Raw genomic sequence first — 15,961 nt, 5'->3', positions numbered from 1 at the left:
CTACTTCCTTTTCAATTCCTCCACAACTTTAGGATACTCACGATCTAGGCGATAAAATAACATTAAAACTATTTGAACAATCGCCAATACGAGTGGGATATAAATATTTAAGGTAATAATCATATTTAGAGCAATTTGTGGTTGAGCATCTGCAGTTCCAATATAACCACTCATTCCTAATAACCAACCAATCAATGCCATTCCCACACCCGTTCCTACCTTCATACCAAAGCTCGTGCCACTATTAATAATACCTGGCGAACGAATGCCTGTTTTATATTGACCATACTCAATCGTTTCATTCGTTAACGCGAAAACAAAAGCAATAGTCGGCATATAACCGATCCCAACAATCGCTGTTCCGATTAAAAAGATCGTTAAGTTCTCTGGTTCAATCATTCTAACTAATTGCCCTATAATTGAAATCGAAGAACCAACAATAATAATATTTTTCTTACCATATTTCTTAACTAAAGGCCCTAAGAAGAATAAACCTAATATCATCGGCAAGATCAACGCTGCACCAATAAACGAAAACACAGTGCTATCTCCAATAATCCAGCTCGCATAATAAATACCTGCTCCTTGGATTAAGGCCATTATGGCGTAAGAAACGACGCAAAATAATGTAACGATGATCCAATATTTATTTTTCAACAACGCTTTAAAACCTTCTTTTGCTGCTACTCCATCTTCACCACTTAACGTTGATAACTCGGTACGTTCCTTAACACTTTTAAACGTAATGAGCAAAGCTATGACGACAATCACACCATAAATTGAAGCAACTACTGTCCACCCAACGACCTGTGCTAATGGCTCAGAAATAACCATCGTTAACAACGTCCCTGATAAGATTAATATTTGAGCGTAAATGTTTATTAACGAACGACTGTGTTGATCTTGTGTCATAACTCCCATTAAGGTTTTATGAGGGATGGTAACAGATGTATAAACTAATATAAATAAAATATAAGTCACGTAAGCATAAACGAGTTTACCTGTATCCCCTAAATCAGGTACAGAGAACAAAAGAACAGTAGCAACACCTAATGGCACACCCATCCATAGCAGCCATGGCCTGGCACTTCCATGTTTAGACCTTGTCTTATCAACAAAAGAACCCATCCCTAAATCCGTTACACCATCCATTAATCTAGCTACTAACATTAACGTCCCAACTGCACCCGCAGCTAATCCTGCTACATCTGTATAATAATACGTTAAAAAAGAACCAATCAATGTCCAAATCGTAAACGTTCCAAAACTACCAACACCCCAAGCCCACATTTCTTTTTTAGGTGGCTGTTCTAAAGCTTGATCATTTTTTACTCCCTCTTCACTCACTACTTTCACCCCGTCTCTTTTATCTAAAAATTCTAACTATTAAATATATACTAACATAGTTATTAAGTGATGAGTGAATGGATTGGTTTAAATTTCGACACGATGCAATAAATTAAAATAAAAACGCTGAATTTGATCTAACCGACCAAGTTCAGCATTCATTAAAATGGAGCATGTCGGGCTCGAACCGACGACCTTCGCGCTGCCAGCACGACGCTCTCCCAACTGAGCTAATGCCCCGTGTTTCAATTATTAACTCGACAATTAGCATTACAAGCATTTGCTAATGTAGGAGCAGAAAGTGATTTTGACACCCTAAGAGTTAGATTTTCGCTCTAACTTTTGGGGTGCAGTACTTAAACACAAGAGCTGTATACCGAAGAACGACTTTAATTTTTGTTCTCAAACAAAAAACCCTTCACGCCATACTTCTTACAACCCATAATGCTAACAATTGTATGTGAGATGCCTAGTAGTAAAACAACTATTCCCAGCTTAGTATTTCCTTCATTTATTGTCATAAATAAACCATACCCCACAACTAAGCCAGCAAGAACAGCATTTAGCAACCAGAAGTAACGTTTAAAAATAGAATCCCCTCACTTTATTATTTCAAGCATTGCATCCATAGGTGAAAGCATAACCGCAAATTACTCCACAAGCCGCAGCTCCATACCCTCGAAATGCACGATCCCAGATTAAACAATGGTAAGTGCAAACCCAGATGCTTGCATGAGCGCAAGGGCTAAACATTGCTTGGGCTTGTTTTGTTCGTCTATTTCTTGTTTTGTGACCTTATCTGATACTCGTCACTACCCCCATACGTTTCTCTTCACTGCCAGCGAAGTGCTCTCCCAACTGAGCTAATGCCCCTTTTCAAAATAATTACGAAGACATTATATCATAATTATTTTTTTAATCTAAAGGGGCACTTTAGTCACTCTTCTCTTCTTCACCAGGCTGCATACTCCAATATTGAACATGAGGTAAGCGATAATAAATCCAATATTCCTTAACCATCGTAACACCTACGAATGATACTAAAGACCAATCGATATCTTTAAGCATATGAACCCTCCCATATACTTCTCATACCCTTCTTAAAAAATATGTAACAGAAGGCTTGTCATATAACGAGTATTAATTTTCAAAAGTAGCACACGTTAATATATGACAAAAATTTCAATGAGGTGATGATTATGACAAAAAAGATTAACCTTCTAATTGGTTCAGCACTCGTTGTACTTCTAGCAACAGTTGGACTACTGACAACACAAGTAGGTGCAGAAGAGTTTGAAGTCAACGAAGATGTTGAACTAACTGAAGAACAGAAAGCAGAGATTGAGGCTCTACACCACAATGCTTTTGAACAACATAAAGTCATTATTGAGAAGTATGTAGAGTATGGGGTGTTCACTGAAGAAAAAGGCGACAAAATGAAGTCTTATTTGGACGAACGCTTTGAAAAGCTAAAAGAAAACGACTTCATTCCAAAGATGGACCACAACCATCATAAGAAAAAGAAGGATGACAACAACTCCTAATCATTACACACCACCAAGGCTTAAAGCTTTGGTGGTATTTAGTTTCTAGCATCACTCATACTCGCTTTGAGCAAAACATAAAATGGTCATGAGATAAGGAGTGATTTTATGACCATTAGGCGAGGGACACATATTATACATACTGTACGACCTGGTGATTCAGTTTATTATTTGGCTCAACGATACGAAAGTGAAATTGATGCTATAGTCGAAGCTAATGGGCTATACCCACCATTCAATGAATTGTATATGCTAGAACCTGGTCAAGTACTTGTTATACCAAAGACCATAGCTACTGAAATTGAAAACTATTACGTAGTGCAATATGGAGACACGATTGGACAATTAGCAAACCGTTTTAATGTTGAACCCGAACTATTAAGTGGGATAAACCGCACGATACACAACCCTGATTATTTGGATGCTAATCAGCAGATTCTTTTACCTTCATTCATCTATGAAGTAGAACGTGGCGATACACTAGCTAACATATCTCAAAGAACTGGTGTACCAATTGAAACTATTTTACGATCAAATCTCAATCGACCGGCCATTTCTGAAGATGTTATTTATGAAGGGATACAAATCATCATTCCATTGCCAAACTCCGAAAATATTGTCGTGCTACTCCCTCTTCCTGGAACGGAAATTCATGATGGTGCTACTCTAGAAGGATTCGCCCGAACTTTTGAAGGAAATGTATTATACCGTCTCGTTGATGCGAATAATACCATTGTAACCGAGGAAGCCTTTACAACTACTAGATATGGGGCACCTTCATATAGTCCATTTCTAGATCAAATCGAATTCGACAGAGAGCCCACTAGTCCTTTAGGTGAATTACAAGTGTACTCACGTAGCGCCCAAGACGGATCCATTCAAGATTTAGTTCAAGTGAGAGTATGGTTTAACTATTAACACAGAAAAAGGCAGCCAAATGCATGGCTGCCTTTTCTTTCTATATACAGAGCTTATTGTGCTTTAAACATTTGTGTCCAATACGTTGAACCATTTCCTTCAACATAGCCAACACCAATGTGTGTAAATTGATCACTTAAAATGTTCTCACGGTGACCATCGCTGTTCATCCACCCTTGCATGACTTCCTCAGGTGAACGTTGACCCATCGCAATGTTTTCACCTGCTGTGCGATAATCAACACCATAATGGTCCATCATGTCAAATGGAGAGCCATAAGTCGGTGATTGGTGACTGAAGTAGTTTTGGTCAGCCATATCTTGTGACTTCGCACGAGCAACATCACTTAATTCTCCTGATAATTCTAACGGTTGTAAACCTCTTTGTTCTCTCTCTTCATTCACTAGGTTTACAACTTGTTGTTCAAATTCATGAACATCATTATTTGACGAATCATCATTTGTACTTTCTTCTTGATTTGATTCGTTATTTTCTGTTTCTTGTTCTGGTTCATTAGCATCCTCTGTTGGTTCTTGAGGTTCTTGTGGCTCCTCTACCGGTTCTGCCGGTTCATTCACTTCCTCTTGCTCTGTCGGTTGTTGATTCCAGTTAAAGTCCCACTCTAATTGATCAAAGAAGCTATTAATCTCTTGAATATTAAACCCTAGAGATTGTTGATTACTTTGACTTTTAACTTCATAAGTGATTTCGTAAGGACTTGAACTTTCATCTGCTTGTACTGGTCCAACAACTAGCACTGCAGATACAACGATGGCTGCTAATGTTAATAATACTGGTCTAAACATATTTGAATTACCCTCCTATGTTATTGACCCCCGACTCACATTATGGTTGGAACTTTCTTTAACCTCAATTACATTTACATTACTAATTAATTACAAACGACGCAAAAAGCCAAACCTCTTCTGCCCCAAAAGGTTTCATCACTTTGTTAATTTAATCCAAGTAGTGCTGCCTCCGTGTTGACCATATTAAAACAAATAACCAACCTAGTAACGTCCATCCTACTATTAAGTTTAAAGTCATAATCCACGTCTTGTATTGATGTCGATGCTTAATGGCCATCAATGTTGGTGTAAAGTAGAGCAACAAAACGAATGCAGAAAAAATAGCTATGACTAAGTATAAAGCGAAGATGTCCATCGAATCCCCCCTTAGCACATCATTTCAATACTACGGTTCTAACCTGGGTTCTCTTCTCTCTTGTGATGCTTGTTCATAACTATATGCGATTTCAATTAATTGCGGCTCTGAAAAGGCCGTTCCTGTAAAAGTAATACCAACAGGTTCCCCTTCATTCGTAAAACCAGCTGGAACAGTAATGGACGGATAACCTGCTTTAGCAGGAATAGCTGCCCCTACATTATTAGGCGTGACAATGGCATCAAGCTTATATTGATCCAGTGTAAAATCAATACCTTCTTCCTTAGTTAAGTACTGATCTTCCAATAACTCATTTAAATAATCTGGTTCCGTTAAAAGTCCAGACGTTTTAGACGCTTCATCAAACCACTTCTGACCATATTTTAACATTTCGTCTTTATGTTTAAGATTGTACTGAACAATATCATCAAATGATTGAACAGGTAAATCATTCGAAACAGTTTTCAAATAATGGTTCAACCCATTTTTAAATTCATGAATCATTACGCCTAATCCCCAGTTGTGTTTAGTCGTTGGAATTTCAACGTGATCAACTACCTCAACTCCACTCGCCCTTAACTGATTGATGGCCTTATCCATAATTTGTTGTTTCTCTTCACTTATGGATTCAAAGTAATGATCTCTCGCAATTCCGATGCGTTTTCCTTTCAGCCCATTTATATTAAGTGAACGCGTTAAATCAATTTGGCTTAATTGTTTTGCACTACCAGTAGCTTCATCATTTACATCTCTTCCGATAATTGATTGAAAAATATAAACTGCATCTGTGACAGACTTAGCTATCGGCCCTGCCGTATCTTGAGTATGTGAGATAGGAATAATACCACTTCGACTAACTGTTCCAACTGTTGGCTTGATGCCAACCAATGCATGCTGACTAGAAGGGCTTAAAACTGATCCAGACGTTTCAGTTCCAATCGCACCCGTCACAAAATTAGCAGCCACTGCTGCAGCAGAGCCAGCACTTGAACCACCCGTATCCAATTGTCCTGGGCCATAAGGATTCAACACTTGTCCACCTCTTGAACTATAACCATTTGGCATTCCAACAGTCATAAAGTTCGCCCATTCAGTTAAATTAGCTTTACCTAAAATGATGGCACCTGCTTGACGTAATTGCTTCACAAGAAAAGCATCGTTTTTTGCCACATGATCTTGCAATGCGAGCGAACCAGCTGTTGTGTGCATTTTGTCTCCTGTATCGATATTATCCTTTACAACGACCGGGATCCCGTGAAGTGGCCCTCTAATACCCTTACTTAATCGTTCTTCATCTAATGATGCTGCAATATGTAAAGCATCTGGGTTAAGTTCTGCCATTGCGTTAATGTTTTCACCAGATTGGTCATGCTTGGCAATTCGGTCAAAATACATGAGTACAAGCTCACGTGATGTTAACTCACTCTTTGAAAGCATCTCTTGTATTTGATCAATTGAAGACTCATTAATTTTTTGAAATAAATGAGATAGTTTTGGATCTGTCACTATTAACACCTCTTTAAATTTTCTATTTTATTCATTTAATCAAATAATAAACTAAAATGCTATCGATTCATCCTATGTTCTGTATGATTTTCTCAAAAACGCCAAGTCTATAAGAGAGACCAGGTGAAGGGTGAACTCTATGAACAAAATATTTTTCATCATCGTTTTAATCGGCGTTCCATCATCAGCAGCTGGATCTATACTTGGCTGGGACCCAACTTGGATGTTCGGCGTATACAGTATAACCATTTTAGGATTAGCATCTTACATCGGACGTTCAACCGACAGTTTATCAGTCATTGCTGGACCGCGAATTGGCGGACTTTTAAGCGTGACGTTTGGTAACGCTGTTGAGTTAACCATCTCTATATTTGCATTAATGGCGGGTTATTTACATATTGTTTTAGCCTCTTTAACTGGTGCAGTTATTAGTAACTTATTACTTGTTGCGGGAACGTCTTTTTTTATAGGCGGCATCAAATATAAACGCCAACAATTTAACATTTATGATGCAAGACACAACATCGGTTTACTCATGTTTTCCGTTGTCGTTTCATTCGTTTTCCCTTTTATTTTCTCAGGAAAGATTAGTGATGATGAAATACTGTGGCTAAGTGGTGGGATTGCGATCATCATGCTGCTCTTATATTTTTCTGCATTATTTTTTAGGCTCGTGACTCATAGAGGGGTTTATGCTGAAAAGGAAGACTCAGAACAAGAACAAGAAACACCTGAATGGGGCAAATGGAAGTCGATTATTATATTGGCAGCATCTGCGATCACCGTTGCGCTTGTTAGTGACCAGTTAGTTGATACGTTTGAAGATGTGGCAGAATCTTTCGGGTGGAGTGAAGTGTTTATCGGGATTATCATCGTTGCGATCATTGGCAACTTCGCTGAAAACATCGCCGCCATTTATATGGCATTACAAAATAAAATTAATGTATCTGTTGAGATTGCAGTCGGGTCGACATTACAAATTGCAATGTTCGTTACACCGATTTTAGTATTGTTATCCTTTATGTTCGCAACACCGATGCCACTTGTCTTCCCAACAGAAGCTTTAATCTCGATGCTACTCTCAGTCTTCTTAGCAGCTTTTATTATTAATGATGGTGATACGAACTGGTTTAAAGGTTTAACACTGATGTGTGCGTACATCATTATTGCAATCGGTTTTTACTTTATTTAAGATGAAGAAAAGCTTTTATGAGGGAGAGATGTTCATGTTGAAAACATTTCATTTAAAAACGAGTCACCATGATCAAATGATTGATGTAACAAATGAAGTTGAAAGTTGGATTCGTGAAGAAGGCATCAAAGAAGGCATCATCGTCGTCTCTTCTTTGCACACGACAGCCGGTTTTACTGTTAATGAAAATGCTGATCCTGATGTTAAAACAGATATGCTTAGACGTTTTCGCGAGGCTTACCCATGGGATGACCCGCAAGATCGTCATATGGAAGGCAACACAGCAGCTCATATGAAAACAAGTACTGTTGGTCATTCACAAACGTTAATCATTGAAAATGGAAAACTTGCCCTCGGTACTTGGCAGGGATTATATTTTTGCGAATTCGATGGACCGAGACAGCGTAAATTTGTAGCGAAAGTTATTCAATAAACAAGCAGGCTCTTGAGATGACCTCAGGAGCCTGCTTGTTCTTTTTCAGCTTCCTCAACGACTCTGTCTAAAAACTCTTGGACGACTTGATCGTTTTTACTAGTAGGCGCAAGTTTCATAAACAACTTCCCAAACCAGTTCGTCCCTCGATTAGCCCCTTCATACGTCAATAACGATTCATTACTTCCCTTAGATATGATGGTGTAAGTAGTTTCAACATTGAAAGCTTTACCAATATTAAATGTGACACTTAAATGTTTATAGTCTTCTTCGTCTTCATAAGCTAATGTTTCAACTATATAAGTTTCCACACGTTTTCCTTCTTGATAAGACTGCCTATACTTAGAGCCAACCTCACCTACATTCCCTTTAATCAACTCATGTTCAACGACTTTTGGCATAATACGTTGCAATTGATCAGGCTGAAATAACTTCCACACATTTTCAATATTAGTAGGAATTCTTCTTTTTTCCTTCCACGTTATCATGTCACCACACCTTTTACTTTGCTACTTTTATTTTGACACACTTACTAAATAATCAACAAACTTTTTAAGCGCTAAAAAGGGTTCATAACTTTCATCACGAATAGTACTTATAAAGGTGGGATATGATGAAAATACGTGAAGCGAATATTTCAGATGCAAGTGGAATTGGCAAAGTTCATGTCGATAGTTGGAGATCTACTTATAAAGGGATTGTACCAGATGAGTACTTAAATAACATGACTTATGAAAAAAGAGAAAAACTTTGGATTAATAACATTTCAGCTCAAGACCAATATATTATCGTAGCTGAAGACGAAACAGGTCAAATTGTAGGTTTTGCTAGTGGGGGCAAGCGGGTAACAAATGAACATGAGGATTCTGGTGATTTAACATCTATTTATATCCTTGAAGAATTTCAAGGGCAAGGTGTTGGTACACAGCTAATGAAAGAAATGTTCGCCTATTTTAGAAAAGTTGGTTATCATACCATTTTCGTAGAAGTGTTAAAAAGTAATGAGTCGAAGTTTTTCTACGAGGCGTTTGAAGCCGTTCATAACGAAACGAGTTCGATAACTATTCAAGGTAAAGAATTAGACTTATTAATCTATAAATGGACGGAAATTTAATAACTTTTTAATAGAAAACGGGCGAAACAATTGAACAATACTTAATAGATTTAATAAGTTAATACTAGAAGTAGCAAAACACGTACTAGGACCCGAGGTGATTTTCATGACTAAAAATATATACATCGTTAGACATTGCAAAGCTGAAGGTCAAGAACCGCAGGCACAATTAACAACATTAGGTGAAATGCAAGCGCGTGAACTGGTTGAATTCTTTAAAGACTATCAAGTCGATCGAATCGTTTCTAGTCCATATATTCGAGCAGTAGGAACGATTGAACCTTATGCGAAGGAGCATAATATGCCCATCGAGATCGACAGGCGAATTGCTGAACGTCTAATGAGTAAACAACTTTTATCTTCATGGATGGATCAGTTGGAAAGTCAATTTCCACTAGCTAATCTAAATGCAATCGATCGGATTTCATCAAAAGATAAAAGGACTCGAGCCGTTCAAGCTATTCAAGATATCGAAAGCCGTGACGAAGAGAACACCGTGATCATCTCCCATGGTGGTGTCATTCCCTTAATATTAGATCACTATGATTCCGGCTCTCGTTTCCACAGGTTAACAAACCCTGACGTCCATTTGTTAACACTTGATGGAAAACGAACAACAGTGAACAGAATTTGGATACCGTAACTTACCTGAAGAGAGGGTTCATTCCCTCTCTTTTTTTATATGCGTTTATTTCCATCACCTTTAAACATATATCGAATGCCTTTACCTGAAAGTGGCTCGTTTTCATAACGCGGAAGGATATGCATATGAGCATGAAAAATATGCTGACCACCAACTCCCCCACAATTCCACCCTATATTGTAACCTTGTGGATGGTGGTGCTGATCAATGTGCTCTTTAACCTTATGTAACAATTCATATGTCGCTTCCCATTCTTCACGTGTTAAATCAAAAACAGTTTCTCGATGGTTTCGCGGTACAATGAGTCCTGCCCCTTCTAATTGGACTCCTCTTTCTTTTGCTTGATTTAATTGCAAAAACATACAATGATCATTAGAGAAGACGACTTGTTGGTTGGGTTCTAAGTCAGGGTTGCATAAAGTACAATTTTCTATGTGCATAATATCTCTCCCTTTCTATCTAATAAGTTCTATTATTTTAAAAGAAGACTATGAATCTATGACAAAATAAAGCTTGCGATAAAGTAGGTTATAAATCTCTTTTAAACACATAACTTAATTTATCGTAATCCATCTTCTCTTCATAAAACCGGTGCGCGTCTGTACGACTTAACCCAGAAGACAGAGCAACACTTGCGTAGCCATTTTCCTTAGCCCAACTTTGAACATATTCTAGTAACTTTTCTCCATATCCTTTTGATCGCTTATTAGTGTCAGTAACTAAGTCGCACACCCAAACAAACCGACCGTAATAAAGGGTAATCATCGGTTTAAATCCCACAACGGCTACCATATCTCCTTGATCATACAAAGCAGCCATTCGGTATTGATCATTCTTCTGTGCATCCTCTACTAAATCAAAATATGTCTGCTCATCTAAGTGCGTCCTTAATTGATTCATTATTGGAAATGCTTTGGCTAGTTCTTCTTTTGACTGTAGAACTTTAAAGGTTAACTGATTCAAACGGTACTCACCTTGCTTTCTATTTTCTCTAAGATGACATTAACGACATCTTCTGAAGAACCTGTTCCATCGACGATTAAGTCAGAATTTTCCTTAACAACCTCCATCGCTACATAGGCTCCTCTTCCATATTCTAAATAAAAATTCAAGTCACTCATGACATCCGAAACAGTCCGTTCACCATAATCTCTAATAATTCTTCTTGCCAATGCCACATCAAGTGGTGTGTCTATAAAAATAGCAAGGTCAATATAGTTTTTCATTTGTTCATTCAAATAGGCAAAGGGATAATCTAATAGAATGTACTTAAATTGTTCAGTTTCAATGACCGTCTGGATATCATGTACTAAAGGTGTTAAATCCCAAACATCATAATTGGCCCCGTCATTAACCCATTTAATAAAGTCATTAGGAGCACCTTCAAAATCATAGTCATCAAAATGTAAAGCTTCTGATTCGCGGAGATTCTCAAGCAATTGATTCGTAATGGTCGTTTTACCACCACCTGAGACAGCGGCAACAGATATAATAAAAGGCTTTTTGTTCATCTTATTCCCCTTTTTCTCATAACTTCTTCAACAATTCTTCTTTATGTACCTCGGTATATTTGAATAACTTAAATTGACCTAACTCGATCATCCGAAGTAACCGATTAGCTTCTTGACCTGCTAGATTGTACAAACTTTCATCAATCGTGCCGTAAGCAAAAGCATCTTGCAGTTCTTCCTCATCTAGTAAAAATACTTGTCCATTAGGCAAAACGACTATATCTAAAAATAAATCATCATAGTAAGGAATGTTATTTTCTAAGCCAGTCTCAAGCGATAAATCGATATACCATTGAACCACTTCACCCTTTGCATTGAACATTGTCGTAACTGTGTAGTACTGTCCTTCTGGAAATTGCTGTAGCCAAATATATCCGTCATCAACAATACAAGTATTATAACTACCATATGATACTTCAAGCGGGTCAGTGACTTCGTTAACTTTGAGCAAGGTTACATATCCTTTAAAAAGTTCATCATTAATATATGATTGCGTATATTCTCTATCTTTAACTCTTGACCAATCGGAGCGATCAGCATACCTTCTTTTCAACACTTATGTAACCTCTCCCTTTTATTTAAAGTCGCTCTCTACCTTATTCGACAAAAGGGAATTCATTTCCTTGAACTTAAATAAAATACGAGCGCTACTTATAGATTTTTATCCGTGCTCTCTAATTTTTTTGGCGCTTGAGAGAATATTTTGGCGTTCGATAACCTTTTTTTGGCGCTCACAGTAATTATTTGGCACTCGCTATTCTTTTTTTGGCGCTCGATAACCTTTTTTGGCGCTCACAATTATTTATCAGCGCTTGCGAAATTTTATCAGCACTCGTGAAAATTTATCGGCGTTCACGAGATTTTATCAGCGCTCACACTTAATTAGCCACCAAACTCGGTCGCGGCGCCCTTAACTGATACCACTGATAAAATAAAATAACAATAATAATCGCATCAATGACATCTCCACCATAGTACATCAACATCCCGCCGTTTTGGGCTTCACTAGTTGGTACACCAGCTGGAGGGTGGGCATATAATTGCTTAGACAAAATGCCATGACCGGCTAAAGCAAAAATAAAGACAATCGTTCGGTAAATATATGTTCTCCGATGTGGGACTGGGTCAATATAAATGAGTGAAATCGTAAATAAGTAGCCTGCTAAAAACACGTGCATATGAATCAGTAAGTGAAGCAACAACGACTCATGCATCGCCATATATAATTCCGTACGATAAAGAACCCAGAGGCCACCAATGTTTAAAATCGAAGCAACGATTGGGTCAGTAAAAAAGCCGACAACCTTTGAACGCAAAATTCGCGTCAGCCTTTTGGCATTTTCAACAGATAACGCACGCAAAACCAACGTCATCGGAGCCGATAAAACAATTAACAAAGGCGCTAACATTCCTAGCAATAAGTGACCTAACATATGATAAGTAAAATCCATATGAACTCTTACAGCAAGAGGGCCTATGACAGAAACGAGTGCAAAACTAATCCCTACAACAAATAAGACCAAACGGTAAACTGGCCAGTCTCGCCCTTTCTCTTTTGAGATTTGATAAGCATAAATATAAATAACAAAAGCAACAACGAAAGGGAACGCCAGTAAAACTTGTGACAACACCCCGCCCACATCAAATACCGAACTTGAATGATGAATATGTCCTTCCATTCAAATCACCCTTCTTTTACTTCTTGTTTAGTCGCTTTCCTCAATAGGACAACTCCAATAATGATCAATATTATTGAACTAATGTTCCACACTAGGTCGTAAACAATTAAATTATCGACATAACGAATTTGGTGAACGCGTAAAATCTTGTGTAATACAATACCATCAAATAGCTGAAATAATCCCGCTCCTAAACTGACAGCTCCCCACCATCTCGTTCGTTGGAAAATTCTCTGACGTTTTAAATCAGCCAACAAAAATAATCCGCCAATTGTTGCAAACCACGCAAATGCGTTAAAGAGACCATCGGCAAAGATTCCTACTTCTGTCGTTGACCAATCATAAAAATGGTGCCACTGCAAAAGTTGGTGAAATACTAACTCATCAAAAAATCCCATAACACCAATTCCAAACAATAAACCTGACCATATGTTTCTTTTCTTCATAATCTAACGCTCCTAAACACATTTTTAACTATATATTTTGCCCATCCATCAAACAATTATTCACTTTTTCTTAATTTAACTTTGACATCACTAACAAAATCATGTAAATTACAATTGTAATACGAACAATAAAATATTTAATAAAAATAATATTCGTTATTCAAGGAGAGATCCCAATGGAAAATGTGTTTGATTATGAAGACGTACAGTTAATCCCAAACAAATGTATTGTTAATAGCCGTTCAGAATGTGATACAACGGTTCAATTCGGTAACCATTCCTTTAAGCTTCCAGTCGTACCTGCCAATATGCAGACGATTATCGATGAAAATATTGCGACGTACTTAGCTCAAAATGGATACTTTTATATCATGCATCGTTTCAATCCTGAAACTCGAACGAATTTCATTAAAGAAATGCAAAAACAAAACCTTATATCTTCTATTAGTGTTGGCGTTAAGGAAGATGAATTTGACCTTGTCAAACAGCTATCTGAAGATCAACTAGTGCCTGATTACATCACCATTGACATTGCACACGGACACTCGGATTTAGTCATAAACATGATCGAACACATTAAATATTACTTACCGAAAAGTTTCGTCATCGCTGGCAATGTCGGCACGCCAGAAGCTGTAAGAGAGTTAGAAAATGCAGGTGCTGATGCTACAAAAGTTGGTATTGGACCAGGTAAAGTGTGTATTACGAAGATTAAAACTGGGTTTGGAACAGGTGGTTGGCAATTAGCGGCTCTTCGTTGGTGTGCTAAAGCCGCTTCAAAACCAATTATTGCTGACGGTGGAATTCGCACACACGGAGATATAGCCAAGTCGATCCGTTTTGGTGCATCAATGGTTATGGTCGGCTCGTTATTTGCAGGCCATGAAGAATCACCAGGTCAAACAGTAGAAAAAGACGGGAAGCTTTATAAAGAGTATTTTGGTTCCGCTTCAGAATTCCAAAAAGGCGAGAAGAAAAATGTAGAAGGTAAAAAAATGCACGTTGAACATAAAGGGGCATTACAAGATACTTTAACGGAAATGGAACAAGACCTACAATCAGCCATTTCTTACGCTGGTGGCAAACAACTTGATTCCATTCGCCAAGTTGACTATGTCATTGTAAAAAATTCAATCTTTAATGGAGATAAAGTATTATAATTAAAAGGTGAGCTCATCTCACCTTTTTTATTTTGTCCGATTATTATATACTAGTAAAAATACACTTTGTACAAAGGAGCATCGCGATTATGACAGAGCAATCATTTAACACAAAAATCGTCCATAATAATATTTCACAACAAGAAGTCGGCCAATCCAAATCGACACCGATCTATCAAACATCTGCTTTTACGTTTAAAGATTTAGATCATGTTGAAAGCTACTACGCCGGAGACGTCCCTTATTTATACACTAGAGAAAATAATCCAAATACAAATGAACTAGGACAAGCTGTTGCCCAGTTAGAAGGTGCTCCAGCGGGTGTTGCTTCATCTTCAGGTATTTCTGCAATTATGGCTGGTATTTTATCAGTCGTTGCAGCAGGTGATCACATCGTGGCAGCTGAAGACTTATACGGCGGGACGCAACAACTCATCACAAAACAGTTATCTAGCTTTGGAATCGACTACACGATTGTTGATTTCAGTTCTGAAGATGCGATTAAACAAGCGATTCAACCGAATACGAAACTTCTATATACTGAATCGATCACAAACCCATTTTTACGTGTAGAAAACATTAAACAACTCGTTAACATAGCCAAAGAGCATAATTTAAAGACAATGGTCGATAACACACTTGCGACTCCGTATCTTTTACAACCATACACACAAGGAGTTGATCTAGTCGCCCATAGTGCTACGAAATACATCGGCGGTCATAGCGATGTTACTTCAGGTGTTGTCGTCGGACATGAAGAATTAATTCATAAAGCCAATCAAAAAGTCGTTGGTCTCGGTACTAATTTAAGTCCATTTGAAGCTTGGTTAACCCAACGCGGTTTAAAAACGTTAGCTTTAAGAATGAAACAGCAATCAGAAAATGCGAAATTTGTAGCCGAAGAACTACAAAAATCAGACGAAATCAAACACGTTTATTACCCTAAAAATGTCTCAGATCTTGGTCATGGGGCTATTGTAACGATTGAATTAGCACAACACGTTAATGTGGATACATTTTTCAAATCATTAGATTGGATCAAAATCGTACCAACGCTTGCTGGTGTTGAAACAACTGTTTCATATCCGATTGCTACATCACATCGCGCCTTAACAGATGAAGAACGACAGAATCTTGGTATGAACCAATACGTCGTACGCATTTCAATAGGTATTGAAGAAGCTCAAGACATTACTAATCAATTGCTAGAAGCCGTCCATAATGCAAAATAACACTATTTACCATAACCAAGTTTAGGAATATATGTGCTCTTTTCTTCAAACAATACGTGAAGAAAGGAGCAC

General features: G+C 37.7%; 20 protein-coding genes and 1 tRNA gene. 8 read left to right on the top strand and 13 right to left on the bottom strand.

Annotated features, from left to right (window positions below; genetic code table 11):
• The 3 genes from J2R98_RS08760 to J2R98_RS08750 all read right to left on the bottom strand — a co-directional run bounded on the left by J2R98_RS08760 (nucleotide 1) and on the right by J2R98_RS08750 (nucleotide 2,415).
• Entirely contained in the window at nucleotides 1–1,347 is a 1,347-nt protein-coding gene (locus J2R98_RS08760; RefSeq protein WP_307068098.1) for an MFS transporter, read from the bottom strand.
• Nucleotides 1,348–1,514: 167 nt separating this feature from the next.
• Nucleotides 1,515–1,587: transfer RNA gene (locus J2R98_RS08755), tRNA-Ala, on the bottom strand.
• Between the two features lie 693 nt (nucleotides 1,588–2,280).
• A complete protein-coding gene (locus tag J2R98_RS08750) occupies nucleotides 2,281–2,415 on the bottom strand; it encodes a hypothetical protein (RefSeq protein ID WP_307068096.1) in 135 nt (44 codons plus the stop codon).
• 131 nt (nucleotides 2,416–2,546) lie between these two features.
• Here J2R98_RS08750 and J2R98_RS08745 point away from each other — a divergent pair, with 131 nt between their 5' ends.
• Nucleotides 2,547–2,891 (top strand): YckD family protein, encoded by a 345-nt coding sequence (locus J2R98_RS08745; protein WP_307068095.1) that lies wholly within the window; start codon nucleotides 2,547–2,549, stop codon nucleotides 2,889–2,891.
• Between the two features lie 108 nt (nucleotides 2,892–2,999).
• Nucleotides 3,000–3,809 (top strand): LysM peptidoglycan-binding domain-containing protein, encoded by an 810-nt coding sequence (locus tag J2R98_RS08740; RefSeq protein ID WP_307068093.1) that lies wholly within the window; start codon nucleotides 3,000–3,002, stop codon nucleotides 3,807–3,809.
• Between the two features lie 53 nt (nucleotides 3,810–3,862).
• On the opposite strand, the gene J2R98_RS08735 is transcribed toward J2R98_RS08740, so the two are convergent.
• The 3 genes from J2R98_RS08735 to J2R98_RS08725 form a co-directional block, all read right to left on the bottom strand.
• The gene (locus J2R98_RS08735) at nucleotides 3,863–4,615 is read right to left on the bottom strand and encodes a CAP domain-containing protein (protein WP_307068091.1); all 753 of its coding nucleotides are present in this window, start codon (nucleotides 4,613–4,615) and stop codon (nucleotides 3,863–3,865) included.
• A gap of 151 nt (nucleotides 4,616–4,766) precedes the next feature.
• Complete coding sequence (locus J2R98_RS08730) at nucleotides 4,767–4,973, bottom strand: superinfection immunity protein (RefSeq protein WP_307068089.1); 207 nt, start codon at nucleotides 4,971–4,973, stop codon at nucleotides 4,767–4,769.
• A 30-nt stretch (nucleotides 4,974–5,003) separates the two neighbouring features.
• The gene (locus tag J2R98_RS08725) at nucleotides 5,004–6,479 is read right to left on the bottom strand and encodes an amidase family protein (protein WP_307068087.1); all 1,476 of its coding nucleotides are present in this window, start codon (nucleotides 6,477–6,479) and stop codon (nucleotides 5,004–5,006) included.
• A gap of 139 nt (nucleotides 6,480–6,618) precedes the next feature.
• On the opposite strand from J2R98_RS08725, the gene cax reads away from it, so the two are divergent.
• Together cax and J2R98_RS08715 are read left to right on the top strand one after the other, a co-directional pair.
• Nucleotides 6,619–7,671: a calcium/proton exchanger gene (gene cax, locus J2R98_RS08720; RefSeq protein ID WP_307068085.1), complete on the top strand. Its 1,053-nt coding sequence runs from the start codon at nucleotides 6,619–6,621 to the stop codon at nucleotides 7,669–7,671.
• 34 nt (nucleotides 7,672–7,705) lie between these two features.
• Nucleotides 7,706–8,104 (top strand): secondary thiamine-phosphate synthase enzyme YjbQ, encoded by a 399-nt coding sequence (locus tag J2R98_RS08715; RefSeq protein WP_307068083.1) that lies wholly within the window; start codon nucleotides 7,706–7,708, stop codon nucleotides 8,102–8,104.
• 23 nt (nucleotides 8,105–8,127) lie between these two features.
• On the opposite strand, the gene J2R98_RS08710 is transcribed toward J2R98_RS08715, so the two are convergent.
• Nucleotides 8,128–8,592, bottom strand: coding sequence for an SRPBCC family protein (locus J2R98_RS08710; RefSeq protein WP_307068080.1), 465 nt, complete (start codon nucleotides 8,590–8,592; stop codon nucleotides 8,128–8,130).
• A gap of 125 nt (nucleotides 8,593–8,717) precedes the next feature.
• Between J2R98_RS08710 and J2R98_RS08705 the strand changes: the two genes are divergently transcribed.
• Nucleotides 8,718–9,218: a GNAT family N-acetyltransferase gene (locus J2R98_RS08705; protein ID WP_307068078.1), complete on the top strand. Its 501-nt coding sequence runs from the start codon at nucleotides 8,718–8,720 to the stop codon at nucleotides 9,216–9,218.
• Nucleotides 9,219–9,324: 106 nt separating this feature from the next.
• The gene (locus J2R98_RS08700; RefSeq protein ID WP_307068076.1) at nucleotides 9,325–9,861 is read left to right on the top strand and encodes a histidine phosphatase family protein; all 537 of its coding nucleotides are present in this window, start codon (nucleotides 9,325–9,327) and stop codon (nucleotides 9,859–9,861) included.
• A gap of 35 nt (nucleotides 9,862–9,896) precedes the next feature.
• On the opposite strand, the gene J2R98_RS08695 is transcribed toward J2R98_RS08700, so the two are convergent.
• From J2R98_RS08695 to J2R98_RS08670, 6 genes are all read right to left on the bottom strand, one after another.
• The gene (locus J2R98_RS08695) at nucleotides 9,897–10,295 is read right to left on the bottom strand and encodes an HIT family protein (protein ID WP_307068238.1); all 399 of its coding nucleotides are present in this window, start codon (nucleotides 10,293–10,295) and stop codon (nucleotides 9,897–9,899) included.
• 94 nt (nucleotides 10,296–10,389) lie between these two features.
• Entirely contained in the window at nucleotides 10,390–10,824 is a 435-nt protein-coding gene (locus J2R98_RS08690; RefSeq protein WP_307068073.1) for a GNAT family N-acetyltransferase, read from the bottom strand.
• Nucleotides 10,821–11,372 (bottom strand): nucleoside/nucleotide kinase family protein, encoded by a 552-nt coding sequence (locus tag J2R98_RS08685; RefSeq protein ID WP_307068071.1) that lies wholly within the window; start codon nucleotides 11,370–11,372, stop codon nucleotides 10,821–10,823. The genes J2R98_RS08690 and J2R98_RS08685 overlap by 4 nt, the downstream gene beginning before the upstream one ends.
• Nucleotides 11,373–11,388: 16 nt before the next feature.
• Nucleotides 11,389–11,928 (bottom strand): ribonuclease FAU-1 family protein, encoded by a 540-nt coding sequence (locus tag J2R98_RS08680; RefSeq protein WP_307068069.1) that lies wholly within the window; start codon nucleotides 11,926–11,928, stop codon nucleotides 11,389–11,391.
• 322 nt (nucleotides 11,929–12,250) lie between these two features.
• Complete coding sequence (locus J2R98_RS08675) at nucleotides 12,251–13,051, bottom strand: cytochrome c oxidase assembly protein (RefSeq protein ID WP_307068068.1); 801 nt, start codon at nucleotides 13,049–13,051, stop codon at nucleotides 12,251–12,253.
• 5 nt (nucleotides 13,052–13,056) lie between these two features.
• The gene (locus tag J2R98_RS08670) at nucleotides 13,057–13,497 is read right to left on the bottom strand and encodes a DUF2243 domain-containing protein (RefSeq protein ID WP_307068067.1); all 441 of its coding nucleotides are present in this window, start codon (nucleotides 13,495–13,497) and stop codon (nucleotides 13,057–13,059) included.
• Between the two features lie 176 nt (nucleotides 13,498–13,673).
• On the opposite strand from J2R98_RS08670, the gene guaC reads away from it, so the two are divergent.
• Together guaC and J2R98_RS08660 are read left to right on the top strand one after the other, a co-directional pair.
• Complete coding sequence (gene guaC / locus J2R98_RS08665) at nucleotides 13,674–14,657, top strand: GMP reductase (RefSeq protein WP_307068065.1); 984 nt, start codon at nucleotides 13,674–13,676, stop codon at nucleotides 14,655–14,657.
• Between the two features lie 89 nt (nucleotides 14,658–14,746).
• Nucleotides 14,747–15,889, top strand: a complete 1,143-nt coding sequence (locus J2R98_RS08660; RefSeq protein ID WP_307068063.1) for a trans-sulfuration enzyme family protein — start codon at nucleotides 14,747–14,749, stop codon at nucleotides 15,887–15,889.
• Nucleotides 15,890–15,961: the final 72 nt, after the last annotated feature.

Source organism: Alkalibacillus filiformis (assembly GCF_030814115.1).
GTDB lineage: Bacteria > Bacillota > Bacilli > Bacillales > Alkalibacillaceae > Alkalibacillus > Alkalibacillus filiformis.
This window is presented reverse-complemented; position numbering and strand designations above follow the sequence as displayed.